A 26,694-nucleotide genomic window follows, 5' to 3' on the forward strand; every position below is an offset into this window, starting at 1 on the left:
TCCGGCGACGGCACCCGCGTCGACGCCGCACGCGGCCGCCCTCGAGAAACCAGCCGACCTGACGTGCACGTCCGCCACCTGACCCTCAAGGACTTCCGCAGCTACCCGAGCGCCGAGCTCGCGCTGACGCCCGGGGTGACGACGCTCGTCGGCCTCAACGGACAGGGCAAGACCAACCTCGTCGAGGCGGTCGGCTACCTCGCCACGCTCGGCTCGCACCGGGTCGCGACCGACCAGCCGCTCGTGCGGTTCGGCGCGGCCCAGGCGATCGTGCGGGGCGCGATCGTGCGTGACGAGCGCGAGACCATGGTCGAGCTCGAGATCACGCCGGGCCGCGCGAACCGGGCCCGGCTGGGTCGCTCCCCCGTGTCGCGGCCGCGCGACGTGCTCGGCACGGTCCGCACGGTGCTCTTCGCCCCCGAGGACCTCGCCCTGGTCAAGGGCGACCCGTCCGAGCGGCGCCGGTTCCTCGACGAGCTGCTCGTCCAGCGCCAGCCGCGCTGGTCAGGGGTGCGCTCCGACTACGACAAGATCCTCAAGCAGCGCAACGCCCTGCTGAAGTCGGCGGCCCCGGTGCTGCGCAAGGGGGGCCGGCGCCAGCCCCGCCCCGGCGACCCGCCGCTCGACGAGGCCCGGGAGTCGGCGCTGCACACCCTCGTCGTCTGGAACGACCACCTCTCGACCGTCGGCGCACAGCTGGTATATGCGCGGTTGCGCCTGCTGCGCGACCTCGTGCCCGACCTGTCCGAGTGCTACGACGCCGTCAGCGCCGTCGCGTCGAACGCCCGCGCCACCTACCGCAGCTCGCTGCACGAGGACCTCGCCAAGCGTCTCGCCGAGGGGGAGGTCCCCGAGATCGACGAGCTGCGCGCCGGCATGCTCGAGACCCTCGAGCAGGTGCGCCCCAACGAGATCGAGCGCGGCATCACCCTCGTCGGACCCCACCGCGACGACCTGGTGCTCTCGCTCGGCGACCTGCCGGCCAAGGGCTATGCCAGCCACGGCGAGTCCTGGAGCTTCGCGCTGGGACTCAAGCTCGCGGCCTTCCGGCTGCTGCGCCGCGACCTCGGCGACGACCCCGTGCTCGTGCTCGACGACGTCTTCGCCGAGCTCGACTCCGGCCGGCGTGAGCGGCTGGCCGCGCTCGTCGCCGACTGCGAGCAGGTGCTCATCACCGCGGCCGTGGGCGCCGACGTGCCCGACGTGCTCCGCGAGAGCGGCACCACGTATGCCGTCGTGCTCGGTCAGGTCGGGCCGGTCGGTGGCGCTGCGGTGCCTGAGGCGGGGCACGATCCCGTGGCTGCCATCCACCCCGTCGACGCCGTCGGCGCCGTCGACCCGGTCGTCTCTGCTGAATCCGAGACCGTCGTGACCTCCGAGGCGGACGACGATGCCTGACGACGAGCCGCAGCCGGAGGCGGCGACGCCGTCGGGAGAGGACGCCTCGCCCGAGGAGGCGCCCACGCCGACCGACGAGCAGACCCGCATCGCCGACGCGGCGGCGTCGGCTCTGGCCCGGGCGCGCGCCGCGGCTGCCGACAAGGGGCTGCGGCCGGGCATGAAGCCCCGCAAACGTCGCCGCCCGATCGGCCGCGCGCCGGTGCTCTCCGGCTCCGCGCGTGACGGGCGCGACCCCTCGCTGCTCGGCGACCAGCTCGACCGGCTGCTCCTCGACCGCGGCTGGAAGGTCGACGTCGCCGTCGGCTCCGTCATGGGTCGCTGGCCCGAGATCGTCGGTCCCGACATCGCCGGCCACGTCACGCCTCAGACCTTCGTCGACGGTGTGCTGACCGTGCAGGCCGACTCGACCGCCTGGGCCACCCAGATGCGCCTGCTCGCGTCGTCGCTGCTGGCCCGCATCGACGAGGAGATCGGCGCAGGCGCGGTGAGCGAGCTGCGGGTCGTCGGGCCGAGCGCGCCGTCGTGGAGCCGTGGCGGTCGGCGCTCCCCCGACTCCCGGGGTCCTCGCGACACCTACGGCTGACGGCCCACGTCGAGTGCTCACTTCCCGACGGTCTGCGCGTCGGAAACTGAGCACTCGACCGGGAAAGGGGGCCGGGTCCTGTGGGTCGAGTGCTCACTTCCCGACGCCAAGTTCCGGTCGAGTGCTCACTTCCCGACGGCAGGGCCGCGCCGACGGGCGGCTGTCGGTGATCCGTCGCAGACTGTCGTCATGACCCAGACGCCGCGCTGCACGATCGTCCCGCCGTACATCCTCGAGGCGTTGGCGGCGAGCGACGAGCCCGCCGTGGCGGAGCATGCCCGCGAGGCGCTGCAGCACGACGAGCACCTGCGCGCGACGCGCCGCACGCCGACGGCACGCCCCACCGGCAAGCGACCCCCGCGGCGCAAGCACGGCGCCGAGGCTCACGGCACCGGCCCCCACCGCACGATCTCCGACGCCAAGGGCACCCAGACGACGCCCGGCACCGAGGTGCGCGCCGAGGGCGCGCCGGCCTCCGACGACGACGCGGTCAACGAGGCCTACGACGGGCTCGGCGCCACGTGGGAGCTGTGGTCGCAGGCGTACTCCCGCGACTCGCTCGACGGCAAGGGGATGCCGCTGCTCGCGACCGTCCACTACGGCCGCAACTACGACAACGCCTTCTGGGACGGCTCGCAGATGGTGTTCGGCGACGGCGACGGGGTCATCTTCGAGCGGTTCACCAAGAGCGTCGACGTCATCGGGCACGAGCTCGCCCACGGGGTCACCGAGCACACGGCCGGCCTGCTCTACCAGGGTCAGTCGGGCGCGCTGAACGAGTCGATCTCCGACGTCTTCGGCGTGCTCGTCAAGCAGCACCAGCTCGGCCAGAGCGCCGAGGCGGCCGACTGGCTCGTCGGCGCCGACCTGCTGGCCCCGTCGGTCAAGGGCCGGGCGCTGCGCGACATGCGTGAGCCCGGCACCGCCTACGACGACCCACGGCTCGGCAAGGACCCGCAGCCGGCGCACATGGACGACTTCGTCGACACCGACGACGACAACGGCGGCGTCCACATCAACTCCGGCATCCCCAACCGCGCGTTCGTGCTCGCCGCGCTCGCGATCGGCGGCAACGCCTGGGAGGCAGCGGGTTCGATCTGGTATGCCGTCGTGTCGGGTGACGGCATCAAGGCCGACTGCGACTTCGCCACCTTCGCCGGCCTCACCGTGGCCGCGGCGGGCACGGCCCACGGCGACGGCTCCTCCGAGCAGCAGGCGGTGCGTTCGGCGTGGGAGCAGGTCGGCGTGCTGGCCGCGGACGCCGGGGACGCTGCCGGGAGCGCCGGGAGCCCCGGGAGCGCCGGCAGGTCCGGCCGGCCGGACCGGTCGGCTCCCGATCCGGGCCAGGGCGACGGTCACGGCACTCCGCCCGGCCCCGACGCCCACGTGCTGCTGCGCCGCACCGGGGGCTTCGCCGGCCAGGTGCGCGAGCGTCAGATCGCCCTCGGTGAGCTGTCCGAGCGAGACGCCAAGGACTGGCAGCACCTCCTGGCCGCCCCGACGCTCCAGCGCATCGCAGCCTCGACCGAGCGCACCCACCCCGACGCGTACATCTACTCCGTCGTGTGCGACGAGGCCGGGTGCGACGTGACGATCCAGGAGCCGCACCTGCCCGAGGCGATCCACTCCCTCTTCGAGCGCACCCTCTCCGAGGGCTGAGCAGTCCTCAGTTGTCCGCCACGACGTAGGGCCCGGGCTCATCGGGGACGTCGGGGTTCGGCAGGGGACGCGACGCGCCGACCACCTCGCAGGTGCCGTCCAGACCGCACCGCTGGAGGTTGCGCCGCGTGCCGTTCCAGACCTGGACGGTGAGCTGCTGGTCGGCGCCCAGGCGCGCGTCGACGATCTCGTCGGCGCCCATCTCGGGGCCGCCGGCCTGCAGCACGACCACGCCGTCGGCCACTCGGACGACCACCAGGCTGCCGAACGTCCAGTCGCGGAAGCCGTCGACGTGGCCGTTCGCCAGGAGGTACTGGCCGTCGTCCGAGAACCCGAGCATCTGCAGCGGCCCGCAGAGACGCCAGATCTCGCGGCCCGTGGCGAGGTCGACCAGCATCTGGCAGCTCTTCGAACCGTCACCGCCCGCGTCGCCGCCCACGAACGACAGGCCGAGCCCCGAGGGCGCGTTGACGAACGACAGCTCACCCTCGAGCGAACGCACGGCCCCGGTCTCGACGTCCCAGGCGATGGAGCGGCCCGTGCCGGGTCGAGCCGCGTAGGCCGTCGTGCCGACGAGACCGGCCGGGGAGTACCCGGCGTCGGACGTCGATCGCGGCTTCAGGCTGGCGATCGGCTTCCCGGAGCTGTCGGCGTAGACGAGGTTGCCGTCGGCATCGCCGGCCAGCACGTGAGCGCCGTCGTCACCGACCCGGGGTCGCTGCTGCGAGGAGGCGATCACCGCGCGCTTGTGCCCGTCGGCGCCGACGACCGTGTGGCCGTCCGGTCCGCTGACGAGGACGCCGTCCCCGAGGCGGGCGACGTAGTCGGTCGTGCGGAGCTCCTCCGGCAGCCGGATCGTCGTGGTCCCCTGGTGGTAGGTGCCGTCCACGAGATAACCCACTGCCGTGGTGCCCGTCACCGGGCCGCTCGCCGGTCGCAGGGACGCGGCTCCGGGGGCGCCCGTCGCCCTGATGGTCGGGATGCTCGTCGGTGTGGGTGCGGTCGAGGCGGTCCGGCTCGGCGGGGGCGCCTCGGTGGTCCGGCCCGTCGTGGACTGGGACTGGGTGGGCCCGGCAGGGATCGTGGTCGCCGGGTCGCGGTTCAGCGAGCCGACGGAGACGGGCACCGCGACGGCGAGCACGAGCCCCGCCCCGAGCACGGCGGCGCCCAGCTTGCGGCGGCGGTTGGAACGGTCGCGGGCGATGGCGCGCTCCGCGAGGTCGGCGACGACGCGTACGCCCTCGCTCTGCCGGTCGAGCGCGGACTTCAGCTCCGGGTCGAAGTGGCTCATGCGGTGGCCTCGCTCATCCTGCTCCGCAGCGCGGAGATCGCGCGGCTCGTGTGGCTCTTGACGGTGCCGACGGAGCACCCCAGCACGTCGGCGGTCTGGGCCTCGGACAGGTCCTCGTAGTAGCGCAGCACGATGGCCGCGCGCTGCTGGGTCGGCAGTCCCTGGACGTGGCGCCACAGGTCGAGCGACTCGGAGGCGTCGAGCCCGGCAGGGGTAGGCGGGTCGAGCACCTCGATCACGTGGCTGCCGGGCGACTCGTGCCGCCGCAGCGTCCGGCGCCAGCGGGAGTTGTTCTCGTTGACCATGATCCGGCGCACGTAGGCGTCGGGCAGCTCGACCGCGCGCACGCGGTCCCAGTTGCGGTAGACCTTCGCCAGCGCGTTCTGGAGCAGGTCGTCCGCATGGTCGCGGTCGCCGGTCAGCAGGTACGCGAGCCGGGCGAGTGCCTGCTCGCGGGCGCGCACGTAGGCCGTGAAGTCGGCCCGGCGCTCGGCGTCGTCCATCCGTGGTCTCCCCTGTCCCGTCCCACCCGGCGGTTGCCGGCACACATCAGAACACCCGGGAGGCTCGCCGGGTTGTCGCGGACGGCGACCGATTTCCGGGGTCCCGCCCCGCTTGCCGAAATCGGGCGAACTCTTTACGAATCCTTGCCGGTCGCGGCGCCCGCGCGGTGGTTGCCTGTGTCGTCGCCACCACCTCGCCCGAGGTTCCCCTCGAGCTCCTTCCCTGAAAGGTCGACATGCGTCGCTCACCCTTCGTCGCCCGCGTCACCGTCCCTGTCGCGGTCGTCGCCGCGGCAGGCGCCCTGCTCTGCACCGCCGGCACCGGATCGGTCGCGGCTGCCCTGCCGACGGCCGCCACCGCGGTCTCAGCGGCCTCGGCCGCCCTGCCCGCCGATCTCACCCTCGTCCAGGTGCGCCAGAGCCTGCTCGGGTCGCACACCTGGTACGCCCAGACCTACCGCGGCGTGCCGGTGCTCGGCGGTTTCTACGCCGTGCACTCGACGGGTGCGACGTCCTCCGTCGACGACGGCCGCAAGACGGTGAGCGGCCTCGCCTCCGTGACTCCCGGCCTGGCCCGGGCCGCCGCGGCCACCGCGGCCAAGGCCCACGGCAACGCCCGTTCGACCCGGCTCGTCGTCGTGCCCGGTGCCTCCGGCGCTCCGGCGACGCTGGCCTACGAGGTGACCACCGACCAGGACAAGCAGGTCCTCGTCGACGCACGCAGCGGCAAGGTCGCGAAGGTCACCGACGAGCGCCGGCTCGCGACCGGCTCCGGCAAGGTCTTCGACCCGAACCCGGTCGTGGCCCTGCAGAACGAGTCGCTCAAGGACTCCGCCAACGCCGACTCCGCCGTTCCGGCGACTGCGTACAAGACGGTGACGCTCGCGAACCTCGACGGGTCCGGCTACCTGCGCGGCGCGTACGCGACGGTCGTGAACGGCGCCAAGGGCAAGAACCCGGCCGCCTTCTCGTCGACGAACACCTTCGACTTCACGCGCAGCGACAGCCGGTTCGAGCAGGTCAACAGCTACTACGCGGTCGACCGGGTGCAGACCTACATCCAGTCGCTCGGCTTCACGAACGTCAACAACGAGGCTCAGGACCTCAGCGTCAACACGACGACGCAGGACAACTCCTGGTACACCCCGAGCCAGGACACCATCACCATCGGCACCGGTGGCGTCGACGACGGTGAGGACCAGGAGGTCGTGTGGCACGAGTACGGCCACGCCGTCCAGGACGACCAGGTGCCGGGCTTCGGTGCGAGCAACGACGGCGGCGCCATCGGTGAGGGCTTCGGCGACTACCTCGCCGCCACGATGTCGCAGGCGAACTCGACGGACACGGCGACGACCCCGTGGGCGTGCGTCATGGACTGGGACTCGACGAGCTACACGTCGAGCACGCCCCACTGCATCCGCCGCCTCGACACCGCCAAGACCGTCGCGAACCGCACGGGCGAGGTGCACGACGACGGCGAGATCTGGAGCCACGCCCTCTGGGACATGAACAAGGGCCTCGGCCGCGACAAGGCGACCCGGATCATCCTCGAGGCGCAGTTCGGCTACTCCCCCACCACGACGTGGGCCGCCGCCGCGCAGAAGACGGTCGACACGGCCTCCGCGCTCTACGGCGCGACCGACGCCGCCACCGTGCGCGCCGCCTTCCAGGCCCGCGGGATCCTCTGACGGGTCCCGTCGGCGGGGTGACGCACCACCTCTTGCGTATGCCGGGAGGCCGGGTTCCGCTGGGACCCGGCCTTCCGGCATACCTCGTGGGAAGAGTGGTGTCGAGGCGCGAAGGGACCTGTGGACGGTGCGTGACGGGGGCGTCCGGGAGCGGGAGAATGGCCCGTGTGCCCAGCGCGACGGCTGCGAACGGTGCGGCCCGTGAGAAGGCGTCACAGGCGCGCTGGGGGGCCGGGTCGTGACTCCCCCCTCGGATGACGGGGGGTACGGGCCGGAAAATGGCCGTTCCGCGCGTCTGAGGGCACGGTTCCCCCTCGCGGACCGTTAGAATGATGAGGTTGCGGCTCGACGTCACGTCGAGCCGCCCGCATGAGGTCTGACCGCACGGTCAGACAGGGTCACAGAGGAGAGACGTGTCCGACGCCGACGAGCCGACCACCACCAGCACCACCCCGAGCCCCGCGGGCTCCACAGACTCGGTTCCCGACTCGACCAACGGCTCGGCACCCGCACCCGCACCCGCACCGGCGCCGACTCCCGCCGCCCCTGCGGACACCCGACCCAACGGCGTCGACTACGACGCCAGCGCGATCACCGTCCTCGAGGGTCTCGAGGCCGTGCGCAAGCGTCCGGGCATGTACATCGGGTCGACGGGCCCGCGCGGCCTGCACCACCTCGTCTACGAGATCGTCGACAACTCCGTCGACGAGGCGCTCGCCGGCTACGCCACGCACATCGACGTGACCCTGCTCGCCGACGGCGGCGTGCGGGTCAAGGACAACGGGCGCGGCATCCCCACCGACATCCACCCGGTCGAGAAGATCAGCGCGGTCGAGCTCGTGCTCACGCAGCTGCACGCCGGCGGCAAGTTCGGTGGCGGCGGCTACAAGGTGTCGGGAGGCCTGCACGGCGTCGGCTCCTCCGTGGTCAACGCGCTCTCGACGACCCTCAAGGCCGCGGTGCGCCAGAAGGGCCACGTGCACCGGATGAGCTTCACCATGGGTGTGCCCGACGGGCCGCTCAAGCCGGAGGAGGCCACCGACGAGACCGGCACGACGATCACGTTCTGGGCCAACCCCGACATCTTCGAGTCCGTCGACTACGACTTCGAGACGCTGCGGGCCCGCTTCCAGCAGACCGCCTTCCTCAACAAGGGCCTGACGATCACCCTCGTCGACGAGCGCATCGAGCAGGCCGAGGACGACGCCGTCGACCTCGACGGCGTCGACAACGAGGTCACCGAGGTCGAGGAGTCGGGCGACAACGGCCACGCCCCCACCGGGGGCGAGCCCAAGAAGGTCAAGGCGAAGAAGGTCACCTACCGCTACGACGGAGGCCTGGTCGACTACGTCAACCACATCAACAGCAGCAAGCGCAGCGAGCCCGTGCACCCCGACGTCATCTCCCTCGAGGTCGAGGACGGCGACCGCATGCTCTCGCTCGAGCTGGCGATGCAGTGGACCACCGCCTACTCCGAGTCGGTGCACACCTACGCCAACAACATCAACACCCACGAGGGCGGCACCCACGAGGAGGGCTTCCGCGCGGCGCTGACCAAGCTCGTCAACGAGTTCGCCCGCAAGCAGAACCTCCTCAAGGAGAAGGACGAGAACCTCACCGGCGACGACGTCCGCGAGGGCCTCACCGCGGTCATCTCGGTCAAGCTCGGTGAGCCGCAGTTCGAGGGCCAGACGAAGACCAAGCTCGGCAACTCCGAGGTCAAGGGCTTCGTGCAGCGCGCCATGACCGACGAGTTCGGCCACTGGCTCGAGGCGCACCCCAACGAGGGCAAGGACATCGTCCGCAAGTCGGTGCAGGCCGCAGCCGCCCGCATGGCGGCCCGCAAGGCGCGCGAGGCGACTCGCCGCAAGGGCCTGCTCGAGTCGGGCGGCCTGCCGGGCAAGCTCAAGGACTGCCAGAGCAAGGACCCCAGCATCTCCGAGGTCTTCATCGTCGAGGGCGACAGCGCCGGCGGCTCGGCCACGCAGGCGCGCAACCCGCACACCCAGGCGATCCTCCCGATCCGCGGCAAGATCCTCAACGTCGAGAAGGCGCGCATCGACAAGATCCTCGCCAACAACGAGGTCCAGGCGCTCATCTCGGCGTTCGGCACCGGCATCGGCGAGGACTTCGACATCGAGAAGGCGCGCTACCACAAGATCGTGCTGATGGCCGACGCCGACGTCGACGGCATGCACATCCGCACGCTGCTGCTGACCCTGCTCTTCCGCTTCATGCGCCCGCTCATCGAGGCCGGCTACGTCTACCTGGCGCAGCCGCCGCTCTTCCGCCTGCGCTGGAGCAACGCCGACCACCAGTTCGCCTACTCCGACAAGGAGCGCGACGGTCTCAAGAAGCTCGGCGAGGAGAAGGGCTGGCGCCTGCCGAAGGACAACCCGATCCAGCGCTACAAGGGCCTCGGCGAGATGAACTACCAGGAGCTCGGCGAGACGACGATGGACCAGAACTCCCGGACGCTGCTGCAGGTGACCCTCGACGACGCCGCCAAGGCCGACGAGGTCTTCGCGGTGCTCATGGGTGAGGACGTCGAGTCCCGTCGCACGTTCATCCAGAAGAACGCGCACGACGTGAAGTTCCTCGACATCTGACCGCCGCCGTATGCCGGCCGCCACGTTCCACGTGAAACGTCGCCACCCGGCATACGTCCTCTACTGCACGAATCTGACTGAGAGACAAAGGGATCTGACGTGAGCGACGACCTGCCTCCCACCAACGGGGACGACGTCACCGAGCCTTCCGAGGAGAACGTCGACGCACGCGCGGTCATCGCGCGTGAGCCCGGCGAGCACGACCGGGTCGAGCCGATCGACCTCAACACCGAGATGCAGCGCAGCTACATCGAGTACGCGATGTCGGTCATCGTGTCCCGTGCGCTGCCCGACGTGCGCGACGGCCTCAAGCCCGTGCACCGCCGCATCGTCTACGCGATGTACGACGGTGGCTACCGCCCCGACCGCGGCTTCAACAAGTGCGCGCGCGTCGTCGGCGACGTCATGGGTCACTACCACCCGCACGGTGACAGCGCGATCTACGACGCGCTCGTGCGCCTCGTGCAGGACTGGTCGCTGCGCTACCCGCTCGTGCAGGGTCAGGGCAACTTCGGCTCGCGCGGCAACGACGGCGCGGCCGCCCCGCGCTACACCGAGTGCCGGATGGCTCCGATCGCCATGGAGATGGTGCGGGACATCGAGCAGGACACCGTCGACTTCGTCCCGAACTACGACGGCAAGACGATGCAGCCGGCCGTGCTGCCGAGCCGCTTCCCGAACCTGCTCGTCAACGGCTCGGCCGGCATCGCCGTCGGTATGGCGACGCAGATCCCGTCGCACAACCTGCGCGAGGTCGCGGCGGGTGCGCAGTACTACCTGTCGAACCCTGAGATCTCCCGCGAGGAGCTGCTCGAGGCGCTCCTCGGCATCATCAAGGGGCCCGACTTCCCCACCGGCGCGCTCATCATGGGCCACCGCGGCATCGAGGACGCCTACCGCACCGGCCGTGGCTCGATCATCATGCGGGCGGTCGTCAACGTCGAGGAGATCCAGAACCGCCAGTGCCTGGTCGTGACGGAGCTGCCCTACCAGGTCAACCCCGACATGCTGGCGCTCAAGATCGCCGACCTCGTCAAGGACGGCAAGATCGCCGGCATCTCCGACATCCGTGACGAGACGTCAGGTCGCACGGGTCTGCGCATCGTCATCGTGCTCAAGCGCGATGCCGTGGCCAAGGTCGTGCTCAACAACCTCTACAAGCACACGCAGCTGCAGACGACGTTCGGCGCGAACATGCTCGCCCTCGTCGACGACGTGCCGCGCACGCTGCCGCTCGACGGCTTCATCCGGCACTGGGTCGACCACCAGATCGAGGTCATCGTCCGGCGCACGCAGTTCCGCCTCAACAAGGCCGAGCAGGAGATCCACATCCTGCGCGGCCTGCTCAAGGCGCTCGACATGCTCGACGAGGTCATCGCCCTCATCCGCGGGTCGCGCACCGTCGAGATCGCTCGCGAGGGTCTCATCGAGCTGCTCGCCATCGACGAGACGCAGGCCAACGCGATCCTCAACATGCAGCTGCGCCGCCTCGCCGCCCTCGAGCGCGAGAAGCTGCAGCAGGACCACGACGCGCTGCAGGCCCTCATCGACGAGTACACCGCGATCCTCGCCTCGCCGTTGCGCCAGCGCGAGATCGTCTCGGAGGAGCTGCAGGCGATCGTCGACAAGTACGGCGACGAGCGACGCACCGAGATCATCCCGTTCGACGGCGACATGTCGATGGAGGACCTGATCCCCGAGGAGGACGTCGTCGTCACGATCACCCGCGGCGGCTACGCCAAGCGCACCCGGGTCGACCAGTACCGCTCGCAGAAGCGCGGCGGCAAGGGCGTGCGCGGCGCGACGCTGCGCGGCGAGGACGTCGTCGAGCACTTCTTCACCACGACGACGCACCACTGGCTGCTCTTCTTCACCAACCTCGGCCGCGTCTACCGGGCCAAGGCGTACGAGCTGCCCGAGGGCTCGCGCGACAGCAAGGGCCAGCACGTGGCCAACCTGCTCGCGTTCCAGCCCGGCGAGCAGATCGCCCAGGTGCTCGCGATCCGGGACTACGAGGCGGGCGACTACCTCGTGCTCGCGACGAAGGCCGGCCTCGTCAAGAAGACCCGGCTCGCCGATTACGACTCGAACCGCTCGGGCGGCCTCATCGCCGTCAACCTCCGCGAGGGTGACGAGCTCGTCGGCGCGGGCCTCGCCTCGAACCGCGACGACCTGCTGCTCGTCTCGCGCAAGGGCCAGTCGGTGCGCTTCACGGCCACCGACGAGGCGCTGCGCCCGATGGGCCGGTCGACCTCCGGCGTCACCGGCATGAAGTTCCGCGACGGCGACGACCTGCTCGCCATGTCCGTCGTCGAGGAGGGCGAGAGCCCCGACGTCTTCGTCGTCTTCGAGAACGGCCTCGCCAAGCGCACGCCCGTGTCGGAGTACCGCCTCCAGGGCCGCGGCGGCCTCGGCATCAAGGTCGCGAAGCTGTCGGAGAAGGGCGGCGACCTCGTCGGCGCCCTCACCGTCGTCGAGACCGACGAGGTCATGGTCGTCATGGAGAAGGGCAAGATCGTCCGCTCGCGTGTCGACGAGGTACGCCACACCGGCCGTTCGTCGCAGGGCGTGAAGTTCGCGACGCCCGACAAGGGCGACTCGATCGTGGCCGTCGCTCGCAACGCCGAGTCGGCCACCGCCGTCGAGGAGATCGAGGCCGGGGAGCCCGTCGACCAGCCGTCCGGCACGGGAGCGCCCGCTACGGTTCCCGCCGATGATGGCGTACCGTCGGACGAAACCTCGACTGACGAGGGCGGTTCGTCCGAGGACGACAACGGAGGTGACGCATGAGCACGACCAGTTCCGAGGGGTCGTTCGGCAAGGCCGGCTTCGGCGCCGGCTCGTCGCGCGGCTCAGGCAGCGGCAAGAGCGCCACCTCGAGCGGCAGCTCGGCCAGTCCGAGCACGGGCTCGGGCAGCGGATCCGGGTCCGACTCCGGCGCGTCGGGCGGCTCGACGAACGGCTACTACGGGTCGGGCGGGGCGGCATACGCCTCCGGATCAGGCTCGTCGGGCTCGACCGGAAGCACGTCGGGTGCGTCCGTCGGCGACACGACCACGTCGCTCTCGCGCGGAGCCGTGACCACGCGTACGGCCCCGACCCAGAAGGTCGGTGCTGCACCGGGCCGTCCCGCCGGCGCCGCAGGCACGGTGCCCCGCAAGCACAAGGGTCCCCGTCGGGTCCGCCTCGCTGTGGCGCGCGTCGACCCCTGGTCGGTCATGAAGATGAGCTTCCTGCTCTCGGTGGCGCTCGGCATCGCCGGCGTCATCCTCACGGCCGTGCTGTGGATGATCCTGTCGACGATGAACGTCTTCACCGACATCGAGGGCGTGCTGCAGTCGCTGCAGACGACGACCTCGGACCCGTTCTCGATCAAGGACTACGTCGGCTTCGGCCGGGTCGTGTCGCTGTCGATCGTCATCGGCGTCATCGACGTCATCCTGATGACCGCCATCGCGACCGTCATGGCGTTCCTCTACAACATCTGCTCGGCCCTCGTCGGCGGCGTGCAGCTCACCCTGACGGACGACTGACGTCGCCCGACGCGGCTTGATGTGCCCGCGGATCGCAGCCGTTTTGTAGGTTCGCGGGGCCATCGGGTAACGTTTCCCCTCGCGTCCGGTCGTCACCTCTGACGGGGTCGATCTGGCGCGCGAAGGTGACGATGGGCCTATAGCTCAGACGGTTAGAGCGCTTCCCTGATAAGGAAGAGGTCGGAGGTTCAAGTCCTCCTAGGCCCACCATCACCGCCACTTCGGAGAGGATCTCGAATGCTCAAGCGTCTCGCCCTCATCGGTGGCGCGGTCGCCGGCCTCGTGCTCCTGCGCAAGAAGGCCAAGCAGCAGCAGGCCGAGCAGGACCTGTGGACGCAGGCCACCGACGACGTGCAGGCACCGGTCGTCCCGGCCCCCGCCTCGCCCTCGGCGAACGGCCAGGCCACCAGCGCGAGCTGACCTCCTCCCATCCAGGGGCCATGGCGCAATTGGTAGCGCACCTGCTTTGCAAGCAGGGGGTTAGGGGTTCGAGTCCCCTTGGCTCCACCACCTCCCACCCCACTAGATGCTGGCCGACGCGCAGTCGGCAAAGAATGGGACCGATCCTGACAAACCGGATGACTACCTGCGGTTGTCATCGCCGACCTCGCTTCTGTCGTTGAGGGCCGGGAAGACGGTGTCCATCACGCTGGCCCCGGACTCGAGCCCCGGGCGCAGCTTGTGCCAATAGACCAGCTCGCTTGGCCGCTGTGCACGAGTGGCCCGCAGGCGCGAGATCTCCTCGGTGGCCCACCCGCGCTCGAGAGGATCGACCCGAGCGAGTGCCGCAGTTCGTAAAGATTGGAGCCCTTTGCAGAGCCGGAGCGGCCGACGAGCGTGTGCGCCCGGTCAGAGGCAGCAGCCAGGGTGCCGTCCGGACGTCGACAGGGGCCGCGTACACGAGGACATCGAAGGGCGCCAAAGCTGCACAAACAGGCCCGAGATGGTCGCCCAAAACGAGGACGTACTCGACGGTCGAAGGCGAGAGGGCCCGGCATCGGAAAGAGCGCGCCGGCGCGGCAGCAGCCAAGGCGAGCGCGGCCGAAGGAAGACGCCACAAGCGGTGACCGAGCAGAGTCGCCGATGGACCTACACCGGCGAGGAGAGATCGCGCGCAGGGCGGAGGTGGACAATCTGGAGCGGTTGGCCACGCTGCCCGACAGGCCGCACTACCGGGTCAGGATCGCCCAGTGCCGGCGAGCGCAACGACGCCACGAGAACCGCTCAACCGGACCGGCAGCCCACCGCTCGTGCGAGGCTAACCACCGCCGAACCCCACCACCGGCACGCCCGCGGGCGCAATCCAGACAAGGTCAGCAGCCGAATCACTTCCGGCTGAGCACCATGAAGCAGCCGCTCGACCGCGGTTCGTCGAGGTCTCCTCGATCCACGGCAGCCCGGCACGTTTGCAACGTGCCTTCCAGAGGGTCAGCTGCGATCCTGCCCAACGTTGCCTTTGGGGGCTCCTCCCAAGTCGCTAGGCCTGCCTCCCAGCTGAGTGGCGCGGCGATCATAAGGCTTGTTCAGGGCGAAGACCCAAGTGCCCTTATGCCGACTCATCGCGAGCGAGTGCGCGCTCTGTCGACGGCACCTGAAAACTGACCCCCTGACGGCAGGTGAAAACTGACCCCCTGCCGGATCCTGTCCTCAACTGCGAGGGCGGGAGGAAGCGGGTGTTGTCTGTGGAGGACTGGGCTGAGATCCGTCGACTGCACAAGGCCGAGGGGATGCCGATCAAGGTGATCGCGCGGACCATGGGCTGCTCGAAGAACACGGTGAAGAAGGCGTTGTCCGCGTCCGGGCCGCCGTCCTACTCCCGGGCGCCGTCCGGGTCGGTGGTCGACGCGGTGGAGCCGTTGATCCGCGAGTACCTGCAGGGCTGGCCGAGCATGCCTGCGACGGTGATCGCCGAACGGATCGGCTGGGAGCACTCGATCCGGGTGCTGCGCGACCGGGTCACCGAGCTGCGGCCGGCGTACCTGCCGCCGGACCCCGCCTCCCGCACCAGCTACGAGCCGGGTGAGCTGGCCCAGTTCGACTTCTGGTTCCCCGACATCCGGCTCCCGGTCGGGGCCGGGCAGCACCGCACCGCGACTGGCCTGCCGGTGTTGACGATGGTGTCGGGGTACTCCCGCTGGCGCTGCGCGGTCCTGGTCCCGACCCGCGGCGAGCAGGACCTGTACGCCGGGTGGTGGCAGCTCCTGAACGTCCTCGGCGCGGTCCCACGGGCGTTGGTGTGGGACGGGGAAGGCGCGGTCGGGCGGTGGCGGGCCCGGCAGCCGGAGCTGACCGGGGCCTGTCAGGCCTTCCGCGGGGTGCTCGGCGCGAAGGTCGTGATCTGTAAGCCGGCCGACCCGGAGGCCAAGGGCATGGTCGAGCGGTTCCACGACCACCTCGAGCGTTCGTTCCTGTCCGGGCGCACGTTCGCTTCCCCGGCCGACTTCAACACCCAGCTGAGCGCGTGGGTGGCACGCACGAACAGCCGGCACATGCGGGTGCTGGGGTGCCGGCCTGCGGACCGGGTCGAGCCCGACAAGGCGGCGATGATGCCGCTGCCGCCGGTGGCTCCAGTTACCGGCTGGCACGCCAGCACCCGGCTGCCGCGGGACCACTACGTCCGCCTGGACAGCAACGACTACTCGGTCCACCCGGGCGCGGTCGGGCGCCGCGTGGAGGTGGCCGCCGGCCTGGAACGGGTGGTCGTGACCTGTGACGGGAATGTCGTGGCGGACCATCCCCGCTCCTGGGCGAAACACCAGTCCTTCACCGATCCCGCTCACGCGACCGCGGCCGCCGCGATGCGACGCGCGCACATCGCCGCGGCCCGGCCACCCCAGCACGCCGAGGTGCAGGTCCGGGACCTGGCCAGCTACGACACCGCCCTCGGCACCGACGGCACCGACGGCACCGGGCTGGACGCTGCCGGAAGCGGGGTGGCGTGATGACCAGCCGTCCGGTCAGGACCTCGGGCACGACCACGGCGGGCACGACCGAGCCGGCCGCTGGTCCGGGACGGCCCGGGCGTGACGTGAGCAGCGAGCTGGCGTTCCTGACCCGGGCGCTGAAGGCACCGACCCTGCGCGAGGCCGTCCCGCGGCTGGTCGAACGGGCCCGCGCCGAGTCCTGGACTCATGAGGAGTTCCTCGCCGCGTGCCTTCAACGCGAGGTGTCGGCCCGCGAGTCCCACGGCGGCGAGGGACGGATCCGCGCCGCCCGGTTCCCCGCCCGAAAGTCACTGGAGGAGTTCGACTTCGACCACGCCCGCGGCCTGCGACGCGACCTGATCGCGCACCTCGGCACCCTCGACTTCGTCACCGCCAGAGAGAACATCGTCTTCCTAGGGCCGCCCGGCACCGGCAAGACCCACCTCGCCACCGGCATCGCGATCCGCGCCTGCCAAGCCGGGCACCGGGTCCTGTTCGCGACCGCGTCCGAATGGGTCGACCGGCTCGCGGGCGCCCACCACGACGGCCGCCTGCAGGATGAGCTGCGACGACTGGGCCGGTACCCGCTGCTGGTCATCGACGAGGTCGGCTACATCCCGTTCGAACCCGAAGCCGCCAACCTGTTCTTCCAGCTCGTGTCCTCCCGCTACGAACGCGCCTCCCTGATCGTCACCTCCAACAAGCCCTTCGGGCGGTGGGGTGAGGTCTTCGGCGACGACGTCGTGGCCGCCGCGATGATCGACCGGCTCGTCCACCACGCCGAGGTCATCGCCCTCAAAGGCGACTCGTACCGGCTCAAGGACCGCGACCTCGGCCGCGTCCCCGCCGCCACCAACCAGGAAGAGAACTGATATGCGGGGGTCAGTTTTCACCTGCCGTCAGGGGGTCAGTTTTCGAGTGCCGTTGACACGCTCAACCTGCCGTTAGGCCCATTCCCCGGAAGACCCCTAGCCAGCGCACCTGTCGGTGCACTTTAAGCCAGTAAGGCTAGAACGGCGAGCGACCATACGCCCATCGGGACGGCAATGCCAAGACGGGGCCGCGGTGCCCAAGAGACTCGTTTACGGCCGCGTGCGCCATCTCCCTATCGGTAGGTCGGAGGCACGAACCCCATTTGTACCTGTGAACTTCGATCTACAGACAGCATCGCCGGGCGGTGAGCCCGTGAGCCTCCGCAGCACGCGCCACTTCAGGGTCGGACCAGTGCAGCGCGCTCATGGGCTAGTTACATGACAGCCATAGGAGCACACTGGGCTGACATCCCCACATACTAGGACCGCCAGTCATAAGCTCTTCTGGTGCAGACGAAGCAAACAGACCTGGCTCGACTCCTCATCGGAACTAAAGTTTTTGTCGTACCTCAGTTCCAGCGCCACTACAAGTGGAAGCAGGCGCAGTGGCTGGAGCTCTACGAGGACATCCTTGATCAGTACGAGGCGCCAGACGTGCAGGCTGGCAACCCGATACCTAACGAGGGCCATTTCATTGGAAGCATCGTTCTTCATCCTGCGCCTGGCCCAGCTTCCACGGTGGCACGATACTGGGTTATTGACGGCCAGCAGCGCCTGACGACGCTGCTCGCACTTCTGGCGGCGCTGCGCGATGTTCGGCATGAACTGGAAGAGGACTGGAACCCGGACACCTACACGAACCAGTATCTGAGCAACCCGTTCAATCCCGATCAGCCGCACCGACTTGTTCCAGGCGATAACGATCGCGCCGATTTCGTCTCGACTGTTTACAACAAGAAGCCCGAGGGGCAAATCGGCGACGCTTTCAAGTGGTTTCGACGGCAAATAAAGAGCGCCGCATCAGCCCCGGGCTTCGATTTCAAGAAATTTGAAAATGCTGTCCTGCTGAGACTGATCGTCGTAGAGATAAACACCTCCGACGACGACAATATCAACCAGATCTTCAATACCATCAATCATTCGGGGATGCGCCTATCGGCAATTGATCTGATCCGCAATCATAGTTTCATGCAGTTCGACAACTCGGAGGCTTCCGATGTCTATCTGAACACTTGGAAGCCGCTAGAAGACTCCATGGAGTCCGAAAGCGTTCTTTCACAATATATGTGGGCACAGCTGGTGAGGCATAACCCGAAGACGACGCAAAGAGACCTATATGCCCCCTTTCAGAAGAATTTGCGGGATCTTCAACGTGGTTCGCATGACAAGGCGTCGACGGTGGCCAAGAAGGAGCTGGAAAGGCTTAAGCGGGAGGCGCCCTTGTTTCTAGCGCTTCTAAATCCTGCGAAGCGCAGTCTTGAGTCTTGGAGTGATGACCTCCGAGAAGCGATCAGCGACCTGCACTCGTGGGGCTCGTCGACCCACCTTCCTCTCACGCTAGAGACTCTCAGTCGTCTCGCACAGGGTGAGACGACCGATGGGGACGCAACCAAGACCCTTAGGTACCTACTGTCGTTCCTGGTGCGCCGAGGGCTCTGCGGCATTCCGACTAACAACCTTAATCGCATTCTGTCTGGCATTCCAGCGGTGCTGAAGCGCGGCCCTGTCGCCGAGCAGTTGGCGCACGAGCTCTTACGCGGAAACAAATACTGGCCAACCGATAAAGAGGTTCTTGACCGCGGCCTGACCTCACCGCTCTACCACACTCTTCAAGCTGGGCAGGTGCGGTTCTTGTTGGCCGAAATGAATGACAAACTGATGCCTTCTGAATCGGTGAGTCGCCAAGACCTGACGGTGGAACACATCATGCCTCAAACGCTAACTGATGCGTGGAAGTCGATGCTGCAGGTTCATGGAATCCCCGTAGAGGTGGCAGAAGCAAAGCTTCACGTGTTGGGAAATCTCACCCTAACGGGTCAGAACTCGTTGCTTGGGCAGCGCCCCCCGGCTGAGAAGTCAAAACTCCTCAGGAACTCAAACCTGCCTATCAACCGCTCTGCTGGAATTGGTGACAGCTGGACACCAGAAATGATCGACGCGAGATCTGCTGAGCTGCTCGGCCTCGCGGTACGCGTGTGGGCGCGCCCTTCCATCGAAAGCCCGGAGAAGGCCGCATTCTTCACAACGCTTTTGCCGGAGGGATTTACGGTAGGTAACGTTCTCGACGCAATCCCACCCGACTCGTGGATTGCACTAGAGGACCTGGCCCAGCTCGTCGGGGAGCCGCGAGACTCAGTTGTGGAGAAGATTCAGCAAGCTGGCTACCACCTGCTCAGCGCCATCGATCTCCATTCGGAAGTGGACGGAATCCCCGGACTCAGCGACCTAGACGGCTTTGATACCAAGCAGGCCGCGCGAATCTCGATAAATGACGCCGTCGCCTCACTGGAGAGAGTCGGCGCCGATGTCGCTGAAAGGAGTTAGCGCGGTGCTGCTGCGGGTTCGGGCGCAGACACTTGCGACGGCTGCCCAGCTTCTAACTTTCTTGGCCGCTTTTCTGGGCTTGTTCGCACGTGTTTGGTACTTGACTGCCATCTCGGGTGGGCTCGCTCTACTGTTATACATCGGCAGCCTAGTTCTCGGGAATCGCGAAAAGCGTGCTATGCAAAGTAGCGTCGACAGACTAGTAGAAGCCGTGGACTTGGACCACGTACTTCGCGAGACGGCCCAGAGCCTCGGCCTGGGCGAGGGCGGTGCTGGCTGGCGCTTGACGTTATACCGCTTGGATTTCTCGTCCCAAAGCGACGGGGGAAGGTGGAAACTTGAAGCCAGAGCAGCCAACCAACGCGCTTATGAAATCTCAGGGGAGTATGTGGAGCTTGCTCCTACGCAAGGAGTTCTTCGAATTGCCATGTCTTCCGCGGATCAGGCAAAAGGCGGTATCGACGAAATGCCGACAGTCCCAGATCCGGCGAATGATCCCGACGGGTGGCGAACCGTGATGTCAGCTTGGGGACTGGCAGACGAAACGTCGCCAGTCGGCATGGCGTCACGCGCCTATTGCGGACGAGTCTTTCGTGTGGGTCTCCATCGGGGAAGGGGGCGAGACATGACGCTCGGGCTGGTGGCCGAGAGCCTAAGTCCGGGAGGGGTGAAGCGCCAGGCGGTCGAGGAGATCTTGACCAGGCCGGTGTTTGAGCTTCTGTATGAGTTGATCAGATTGAAGGAGGATATGCGGGCATCACTCTTTGACTTGGGTCAGAAGTCTGGATAGAGCGCTGGCCACGTAAGGGTGCCAACGGTGTTTAAGTACGCGACAGGGCGGCGTCTGGGCAGTTGAGATTTCCGTGCTGTCTACGCCTCTCTGAACCTGGCTGTTTGCCACCCACCCCGAGATGAAGGCATGGGCAGAGTGGAGAGGCCAGAAACGGGTTCCACTGGCCATCAGGCTTCGAGCCCTTTCCCTCGTGACCCAGCCGCTAGATTCCGGACCCCGCTGTCGTCCGACGACACCGTTGTTGGGAGTGGTTGCGGTACGGGACTCTTGTGCATTGGCGCTCTATGGGATGCGAGATGCTCAGGATAATGGCCTGCCATTGAAAGCTCGGAACGACCCCCCGTGTTAGCCCCCGGCATGGGAGCTAGACCCCTAGGGGCGAACAGGTAGTCGACTGGGCGGGAACGGTTACGAATCGTGGAAGTCGTGTGGACTTCGTGGGGGAAAGGCGTGGTGTCTGGCTCCGTAGGTTTCTGGTCAGAGGGATCGAGCGATCCCAAACCAGAACTTCCGGGCCGTGCCCGGCCCGATCACAGGAGCACACACCATGAGCGTTCTCACCAGCAAGAAGGTCCTCGTCCCCCTCGCCACCGCGGCCATCGCCGGCGCCCTCGCCGTCGGTTCCGGTGCCGACTTCTCCTCGACGTCCGGCAACACGGCCAGCACCGTCACCGCCGGCACGCTGACGCAGTCCAACAGCAAGGCGAACGCGTCGATCCTCAACCTCAGCAACATGAAGCCCGGCGACTCCGTCTACGGCCAGGTCACCATCACGAACACCGGTTCGCTCGGCTCCATCTTCTCCGTCACCGAGTCCGCGACGTCCGGCTTCACGGCCGGCACCCTCACCGAGAAGATCGAGGACGTCACGAACTCGACCTCCCCCGTCACCGTCTACAGCGGCAACTTCGGCGGCGCGGGCACGAAGGCGCTCGGCAGCTGGGCCGCCGGCGAGGCGCGCACCTACCGCGTCACCGTCACGCTCCTGTCGAGCGCGACGAACACCGAGCAGGGCAAGACGGCGTCGACGGCCTTCGCCTGGAACGGCACCCAGACCTCGCCCACCGTCACGAACTTCGACACGAGCGCCGTCACCCCGGCCCCCTGATCCGTGACCCCGGTGCCGACGCGGGAGGGCGTCGGCATCGGGCCCATCCGCAGGACCTGCCTGACCAAGAGACCCACCACCCAGAGCCCATCCGAGAGGACCCAGCCATGGCCGCGAAGACCAGCCCCCGCCGGCGCAGCGCCCGCATCGCCGGCACCCTCGGCAACCTGGCCGTCCTCGGCCTCATGCTGCTCGCGGTGGCCTACGTGCTGCCGTCGCTGCTGGGCTTCCAGCGCTACGTCATCACCGGCGGGTCCATGCAGGGGACCTACGACAAGGGGTCGGTCGTCTTCGAGAAGGTCGTCCCGACCTCGCAGCTGCGGGTGGGCGACGTCATCACGTACATCCCGCCGGCGAGCAGCGGCGTCACCAACCTCGTGACGCACCGCATCGTCTCGGCGGAGGCGGGCACGAAGGGAATCGTCTACCGCACCAAGGGTGACGCCAACCCGAGCATCGACCCGTGGGCGTTCACGCTCGACCGCGCCGAGCAGGTCGTCGTCGAGTTCGACGTCCCTCACGTCGGCTGGGCACTGCTCTACCTCGCCGACCCGAGCCACCGGAAGCTGGTCGTCGGGGTCCCGGCAGGGCTCATCGCCCTGGCCAGCATCCTCGAGGCGTTCCGCAACGCCCGGCGCGAGAAGCGCGCCGGCGACCAGGTCGGGCGGGACGAGACCGTCCCGGCTGTCGCCGAGAATCCCGCGCCGGATGCCGCCGTCGCGCCCTCGGCCCCTCGTCTTCCGGCCGTCGTCTAGGCCGGTCAACGTCCCACTGGCTTCCCTGCGCCGGTGGGCCGCACCACCAGCAGGCCCGTCCCTCAGGGGCGGGCCTGCTGGCATTCTCCGTCCCAGAACCGACGAACGGAGTTCCAAACTGTGGAAGTCCCGCGTCCCGGGCGTGTGCTCCGGCGAGGCGCCCGTGGCGCCCTCCTCCGTAGCGTTTGGAGCATGCCGAGAGCTCGAGTTCTGCTGCTGGCGGTCGCCGCGTTGGCGACCGTCCTCGGCATGACCTCGTCGTTCTCCTCGGCGTCCTTCACGTCGCAGTCGACGAACCAGCCGGCCGTCTTCACCGCCGCCACCGACTGGACCCCGCCCACCATCACGATGAACAGCCCCGGCACGGCGGTCAGCGGGACCGTCACGCTCACGTCCACCGCCTCCGACGCGCACAGCGGCCTGGCATCGGTGCTCTACGAGTACTACACGTCCAGCGGCACGTGGACGACGATCTGCACGTCGACGGTGAGCCCCTGGTCGTGCAGCTGGGACACGACGACCCGCACCGACGGCTCCTACGCCCTGCGCGCGACGGCCACCGACAAGGCGGGCAACGTCACCGTCTCCGACCCCGTGTCGACGATGGTCGCCAACAACGCCACGGTCGTCCTCAGCGACCCGGGCAGCTACGTCCGCGGCAGCGTCTCGCTCTCGGCCACGATCTACGGCGGCGGGTCGCTCGTCTACACGACGACCTTCGAGTACGCCGTCAGCGGCGGCACCACGTGGAAGACCCTTCCGCTGTGCTCCCCCGTCGCGGTCGGACAGACCTTCACCTGCACCTGGAACACGACGGGCCTGACGAGCGGCTCCTACGACCTCCGGGCCGTCGCGACCGCCGGCAGCACCAAGGTCACCTCGGCCGCGGTCACCGACGTCATGGTCGACAACACGGCGCCGGCCGTGACGATGACCGACCCCGGCGCGACCCTGAGCGGCACCGTCACCCTGGGCGCCACGACGACCGACGCCGACTCGGGCGTGGGCCAGGTCGTCATCCAGTACGCGCCGAACGGCACCACCACGTGGACGACGGCCTGCACGATCGGCTCCTCGCCCTTCACCTGCCGCTTCGACACGACCAAGCTCGGCAACGGCAAGTACGACTTCCGCGCGGTCTCCACCGACAACGCCGGCAACTCGGCGACGTCGGCCTCGGTCACTGGCCGCACCGTCGACAACACGGTCTCGTCCGTCGCCATGGAGGACCCTGGGGCCTACCTCACCGGCACCGTCACCCTCACCGCGACGGCCACGGCCCGCACCGGCGTGGCGTCGGTCGCGATCCAGCGCTCCCCCAACGGCGCCGGCTCCTGGACGACGGTGTGCACCCTCACCGGCTCGTCGCCGTTCTCCTGCTCGTGGGCCTCGACGAGCACCCCGGACGGCCTCTACGACTTCCGGGCCGTGCTCACCGAGACCGGCGGCGCCGTCACCACCTCCGCGGTCGTCAGCTCGCGCCGCGTCGACAACACGGCCCTGCGCGGCGTCGACGCCCAGGCGGCGAACGGCGGTGCGACGCTCGGCAGGATCGAGGCCAACGACTCGCTGACGGTCACCTACACCGACACCGTCAAGCCGTCGTCGGTCACCCCGACCTTCACCGGCTCGGCCCTGGCCGTCCAGGTCCGCATCCGCGACGGTGCCCTCCTCGGCCTCACCAGCAAGGACGACACCCTCGACGTGCTCGTCGGTGGCTCGGTCGTCAACCTCGGCTCGGTGAACCTCAGGGAGGACTTCGTCAAGTCGAGCAAGACGACCGTCTACAACGCCACGATGACGGCGAACACGGTGGTCGTCGGGTCGGCCAACCGCACGGTCATCACCCTGAAGCTCGGCTCGCTCTCGAGCGGCGGCGCGGTGCGCACGGTCTCCACGGCGCAGAACATGGTCTGGACCCCGTCGACGAACGCGACCGACCTGTTCGGAACCGCCTCCTCGGGCGCGCCCGTCACCGAGACCGGCACGCTCGACAAGGACTTCTGATGCCGCTCGAGCCCGTCGTCCTGCCGTCCACCCCGGCCGTATGCCGTTCGCCCTGGTCGCGCGTGGCTGCCCTGGGTGCGTGGGGCCTCGCCGTCCTCCAGACGGCAGCCCTCGCCGCCCGACCCGACGCCGCGGCATACGTGCGGGTGCTCCTGGTCGCGGGGGCGCTCGCTGCCGCGGCGGCGGGCGTCGGCATCGGCCTGCGCAACTGCGTGGTGTCGCGGATGGTGGCGGTCGTGGTCTCCGTCATGACCCTGGCCGGTGTCGGCCTGCTCCTGACCGTCGGCGAGCCGGGAGGAGACCCCGTGCCGGCGGGCGGCACGGCCTGGGCGGCGCTCGCCCTCGGCGTCGCCGTCCTCTCCGGACTGGCCGGCGATGCGGCGCGTCGACGTCGATGGACGAATCACGCCTCGACAAGGGCGAATCCGGATAATTTGGGCACATGGCGAACCAGGTTCTGCTCGTGGAGGACGACGACGACATCGCTGGTGCGCTGGTCATGGCGCTGGCCCGAGACGACCACGAGGTCACTCGTGTCTCCAACGGCACCGCTGCGATCGACCACATCACCTCCCGGCCCACCCAGGTCGTCCTGCTCGATCTCGGCCTCCCCGACATCGACGGGCTCGAGGTCTGCCGCCGCATCCGCGCCCATGGCTACCAGGGCGTCGTGATCATCCTGACCGCCCGCGGTGGCGAGCTCGACCGGGTCGTCGGGCTCGACGTGGGAGCCGACGACTACCTGCCCAAGCCGTTCTCGCTGTCCGAGCTGCTCGCGCGCATCCGGGCGAACCTGCGCCGCGGGTGGGCAGGCACGACGCAGCCCGAGTCGTCTGCTGCGAACCCGCCCCAGCACGCCCTCGGCCGCGCGGAGCGGGATCCGGCAGGCGTCTGGACGCACGGCTCCGGTGCGGCGCCGGCGAGCCCGGCAGCCGGACTGGCCGCGTCAACGCCCTCGTCGGTCACGTCGTCCACGGGCCTCAGCGTCGACACCCGTTCGCGGCGCGCCTTCGTCCGCGGGGCCGAGCTGGCCCTGACGGCCAAGGAGTTCGACGTGCTGGCGCTGCTCGACGCCGAGCGCGGTGCCGCCATCACCCGCGAGCAGCTGATGAGCGACGTCTGGGACGAGAACTGGTTCGGCTCCACCAAGACGCTCGACGCCACCGTCGGCCGGCTGCGCCAGAAGCTCGAGACGGCCACGAGCCCCGCCCGCATCGCCACGGTCCGCGGCGTCGGGTTCCGGTTAGAGGACGAGCCGCCCGATGCGTGAGCGGCTCGTCGCCGCACTCGTCGGGACGGTCGTCGTCGTGGTCGTCGTCATGACGGTCGTGCGCGCCTACGCCCTCGCCGGAGAGGTCGAGCGGACCGCACACACCACGGTCGAGCGATCCCTCACCATGGCCACGGTCGCCCTCGACGAGCGGCTGGCCGCGGGACGACCGGTGACGCCCGACTTCCTGACCGCCCTGTCGAGCGGTGTCGTCAACATCCGGTTCCAGCCCGCGGCGGGGGCAGCCGTGACAGGTGGACCCTCCGTGTCGGCGACCGACCGTGAGTTCGCGCTGGACTCGACCCGACCCGACGGGTCGCGGCTCAGCGTCGTGCGCCCCGCCGACGACATCGGGCGCCGCATCTCCGACGTGCTGCTTCCCCTGGTCCTGCTCGCCCTCGGAATGGTGCTCGCCGCAGCCGCCGCCGGCTGGGTGCTCGCCCGCCGCCTCTCGCGACCGTTCCAGGAGCTCGCGGTCGCAGCCCGGGCGCTGGCACGCGGCAGGACGGGGGTCGGCGTGCCGCACTACGGCGTGCCCGAAGCCGAGTCCATCGGCGCCGCCCTTCGTGAGGGCCTGGCGCGCATCGACCGGCTGCACGACCGCGAGCAGCAGTTCGCCGTGACCGCCTCGCACGAGCTGCGCAGCCCGATCACCGCGTTGAAGCTGCGCGTCGAAGGTCTCGGCCTGCACCCGGGGCTCCCCGACGACGCCCGCGCCGAGGTCGAGGAGCTGCACCGCGGTCTCGACCGCCTGTCCGTGGCGGTCGTCGACGTTCTCGGGTCGGCTCGCGACGAGCGTGGCGCGGGCGCCAAGGCCGTCGACGCCACCCCGCTCCTCAGCGAGGCCGTCGAGCGGCTCGGGTCACGCAGGGTGCGACGCCGGGTGGAGGTGACGGCGCCGGGAGCCGTGCTCGTCGACGTGCCGGCCGACCCTCTCACCGAGGTCGTCGCGGCCCTGCTCGACGACTGCGTCGGCACCGGCACGGGGACGGTCCGCGCCGAGGTCACCGACCGTGGCACCCACGTCGAGGTCGTCGTGTCGGACGAAGGGCCGCCCCGCGCGGCACCCGACCTCGTCCACCCCGAGAGCGCTCCCCGGCACCTCGCCGGCGCCGCCCTCACGGCGGAGTCGTTCGGCGGGCGGCTCATGGTCGCCGACGCTCCCACGCACCGCTACCGCCTGCTCCTCCCGCGCTCCGAGGTGTGACGCCCGC

18 protein-coding genes and 2 tRNA genes are annotated in these 26,694 nt (G+C 69.1%); 18 read left to right on the plus strand and 2 right to left on the minus strand.

The window, feature by feature from the left end:
- Positions 1-63: 63 nt before the first annotated feature.
- The 3 genes from recF (at position 64) to ACYVNR_RS19855 (ending at position 3,643) form a co-directional block, all read left to right on the plus strand.
- Positions 64-1,398: a DNA replication/repair protein RecF gene (recF, locus tag ACYVNR_RS19845; RefSeq protein ID WP_461050448.1), complete on the plus strand. Its 1,335-nt coding sequence runs from the start codon at positions 64-66 to the stop codon at positions 1,396-1,398.
- A complete protein-coding gene (locus ACYVNR_RS19850) occupies positions 1,391-1,984 on the plus strand; it encodes a DciA family protein (RefSeq protein ID WP_461050450.1) in 594 nt (197 codons plus the stop codon). Before recF ends, ACYVNR_RS19850 begins: the two co-directional genes overlap by 8 nt.
- 189 nt (positions 1,985-2,173) lie before the next feature.
- Entirely contained in the window at positions 2,174-3,643 is a 1,470-nt protein-coding gene (locus ACYVNR_RS19855; protein WP_461050452.1) for a protealysin inhibitor emfourin, read from the plus strand.
- Between the two features lie 7 nt (positions 3,644-3,650).
- Here ACYVNR_RS19855 and ACYVNR_RS19860 read toward each other — a convergent pair whose 3' ends face one another.
- Both ACYVNR_RS19860 and ACYVNR_RS19865 read right to left on the minus strand, forming a co-directional pair.
- Positions 3,651-4,934: a WD40 repeat domain-containing protein gene (locus tag ACYVNR_RS19860; protein ID WP_461050454.1), complete on the minus strand. Its 1,284-nt coding sequence runs from the start codon at positions 4,932-4,934 to the stop codon at positions 3,651-3,653.
- Entirely contained in the window at positions 4,931-5,437 is a 507-nt protein-coding gene (locus tag ACYVNR_RS19865; RefSeq protein WP_461050456.1) for a SigE family RNA polymerase sigma factor, read from the minus strand. Before ACYVNR_RS19865 ends, ACYVNR_RS19860 begins: the two co-directional genes overlap by 4 nt.
- Before the next feature lie 236 nt (positions 5,438-5,673).
- Here ACYVNR_RS19865 and ACYVNR_RS19870 point away from each other — a divergent pair, with 236 nt between their 5' ends.
- From ACYVNR_RS19870 to ACYVNR_RS19940, 15 genes are all read left to right on the plus strand, one after another.
- A complete protein-coding gene (locus ACYVNR_RS19870; protein ID WP_461050458.1) occupies positions 5,674-7,125 on the plus strand; it encodes a M4 family metallopeptidase in 1,452 nt (483 codons plus the stop codon).
- Positions 7,126-7,538: 413 nt separating this feature from the next.
- On the plus strand, positions 7,539-9,734 hold the full coding sequence (gene gyrB / locus ACYVNR_RS19875) for a DNA topoisomerase (ATP-hydrolyzing) subunit B (RefSeq protein ID WP_461050460.1): 2,196 nt from the start codon (positions 7,539-7,541) through the stop codon (positions 9,732-9,734).
- Between the two features lie 99 nt (positions 9,735-9,833).
- Complete coding sequence (gene gyrA / locus ACYVNR_RS19880) at positions 9,834-12,524, plus strand: DNA gyrase subunit A (RefSeq protein ID WP_461050462.1); 2,691 nt, start codon at positions 9,834-9,836, stop codon at positions 12,522-12,524.
- Positions 12,521-13,267 (plus strand): DUF3566 domain-containing protein, encoded by a 747-nt coding sequence (locus tag ACYVNR_RS19885; RefSeq protein ID WP_082080753.1) that lies wholly within the window; start codon positions 12,521-12,523, stop codon positions 13,265-13,267. The genes gyrA and ACYVNR_RS19885 overlap by 4 nt, the downstream gene beginning before the upstream one ends.
- A 133-nt stretch (positions 13,268-13,400) precedes the next feature.
- A tRNA-Ile gene (locus ACYVNR_RS19890) sits at positions 13,401-13,477 on the plus strand.
- Positions 13,478-13,504: 27 nt separating this feature from the next.
- On the plus strand, positions 13,505-13,687 hold the full coding sequence (locus tag ACYVNR_RS19895) for a DLW-39 family protein (protein WP_045188998.1): 183 nt from the start codon (positions 13,505-13,507) through the stop codon (positions 13,685-13,687).
- A 14-nt stretch (positions 13,688-13,701) separates the two neighbouring features.
- Positions 13,702-13,777, plus strand: a tRNA-Ala gene (locus ACYVNR_RS19900).
- Positions 13,778-14,940: 1,163 nt separating this feature from the next.
- Positions 14,941-16,209 (plus strand): IS21 family transposase, encoded by a 1,269-nt coding sequence (gene istA / locus ACYVNR_RS19905; RefSeq protein WP_461050465.1) that lies wholly within the window; start codon positions 14,941-14,943, stop codon positions 16,207-16,209.
- Entirely contained in the window at positions 16,209-17,063 is an 855-nt protein-coding gene (istB, locus tag ACYVNR_RS19910) for an IS21-like element helper ATPase IstB (protein ID WP_458803621.1), read from the plus strand. The genes istA and istB overlap by 1 nt, the downstream gene beginning before the upstream one ends.
- A gap of 447 nt (positions 17,064-17,510) precedes the next feature.
- A complete protein-coding gene (locus ACYVNR_RS19915; protein ID WP_461050467.1) occupies positions 17,511-19,547 on the plus strand; it encodes a DUF262 domain-containing protein in 2,037 nt (678 codons plus the stop codon).
- 1,340 nt (positions 19,548-20,887) lie between these two features.
- Positions 20,888-21,448 (plus strand): TasA family protein, encoded by a 561-nt coding sequence (locus ACYVNR_RS19920; protein WP_045188972.1) that lies wholly within the window; start codon positions 20,888-20,890, stop codon positions 21,446-21,448.
- Positions 21,449-21,555: 107 nt separating this feature from the next.
- A complete protein-coding gene (locus ACYVNR_RS19925) occupies positions 21,556-22,203 on the plus strand; it encodes a signal peptidase I (protein WP_461050469.1) in 648 nt (215 codons plus the stop codon).
- 192 nt (positions 22,204-22,395) lie between these two features.
- Positions 22,396-24,210, plus strand: a complete 1,815-nt coding sequence (locus ACYVNR_RS19930) for an Ig-like domain-containing protein (protein WP_461050471.1) — start codon at positions 22,396-22,398, stop codon at positions 24,208-24,210.
- A 442-nt stretch (positions 24,211-24,652) separates the two neighbouring features.
- On the plus strand, positions 24,653-25,480 hold the full coding sequence (locus tag ACYVNR_RS19935) for a response regulator transcription factor (RefSeq protein ID WP_461050473.1): 828 nt from the start codon (positions 24,653-24,655) through the stop codon (positions 25,478-25,480).
- Positions 25,473-26,687: a sensor histidine kinase gene (locus ACYVNR_RS19940; RefSeq protein WP_461050475.1), complete on the plus strand. Its 1,215-nt coding sequence runs from the start codon at positions 25,473-25,475 to the stop codon at positions 26,685-26,687. Before ACYVNR_RS19935 ends, ACYVNR_RS19940 begins: the two co-directional genes overlap by 8 nt.
- Positions 26,688-26,694: the final 7 nt, after the last annotated feature.

The organism is Terrabacter koreensis (assembly GCF_054783315.1).

Bases quoted from the DNA above. Each gene is read 5' to 3' on its own strand.
- ACYVNR_RS19885 (WP_082080753.1), top strand. From the start codon at position 12,521: ATGAGCACGACCAGTTCCGAGGGGTCGTTCGGCAAGGCCGGCTTCGGC.
- ACYVNR_RS19870 (WP_461050458.1), top strand. From the start codon at position 5,674: ATGCGTCGCTCACCCTTCGTCGCCCGCGTCACCGTCCCTGTCGCGGTC.
- istB (WP_458803621.1), top strand. From the start codon at position 16,209: ATGACCAGCCGTCCGGTCAGGACCTCGGGCACGACCACGGCGGGCACG.
- ACYVNR_RS19940 (WP_461050475.1), top strand. From the start codon at position 25,473: ATGCGTGAGCGGCTCGTCGCCGCACTCGTCGGGACGGTCGTCGTCGTG.
- ACYVNR_RS19935 (WP_461050473.1), top strand. From the start codon at position 24,653: ATGGCGAACCAGGTTCTGCTCGTGGAGGACGACGACGACATCGCTGGT.
- ACYVNR_RS19925 (WP_461050469.1), top strand. From the start codon at position 21,556: ATGGCCGCGAAGACCAGCCCCCGCCGGCGCAGCGCCCGCATCGCCGGC.
- ACYVNR_RS19860 (WP_461050454.1), bottom strand. From the start codon at position 4,934: ATGAGCCACTTCGACCCGGAGCTGAAGTCCGCGCTCGACCGGCAGAGC.
- ACYVNR_RS19930 (WP_461050471.1), top strand. From the start codon at position 22,396: ATGCCGAGAGCTCGAGTTCTGCTGCTGGCGGTCGCCGCGTTGGCGACC.
- ACYVNR_RS19855 (WP_461050452.1), top strand. From the start codon at position 2,174: ATGACCCAGACGCCGCGCTGCACGATCGTCCCGCCGTACATCCTCGAG.
- ACYVNR_RS19850 (WP_461050450.1), top strand. From the start codon at position 1,391: ATGCCTGACGACGAGCCGCAGCCGGAGGCGGCGACGCCGTCGGGAGAG.
- ACYVNR_RS19920 (WP_045188972.1), top strand. From the start codon at position 20,888: ATGAGCGTTCTCACCAGCAAGAAGGTCCTCGTCCCCCTCGCCACCGCG.
- ACYVNR_RS19865 (WP_461050456.1), bottom strand. From the start codon at position 5,437: ATGGACGACGCCGAGCGCCGGGCCGACTTCACGGCCTACGTGCGCGCC.
- ACYVNR_RS19895 (WP_045188998.1), top strand. From the start codon at position 13,505: ATGCTCAAGCGTCTCGCCCTCATCGGTGGCGCGGTCGCCGGCCTCGTG.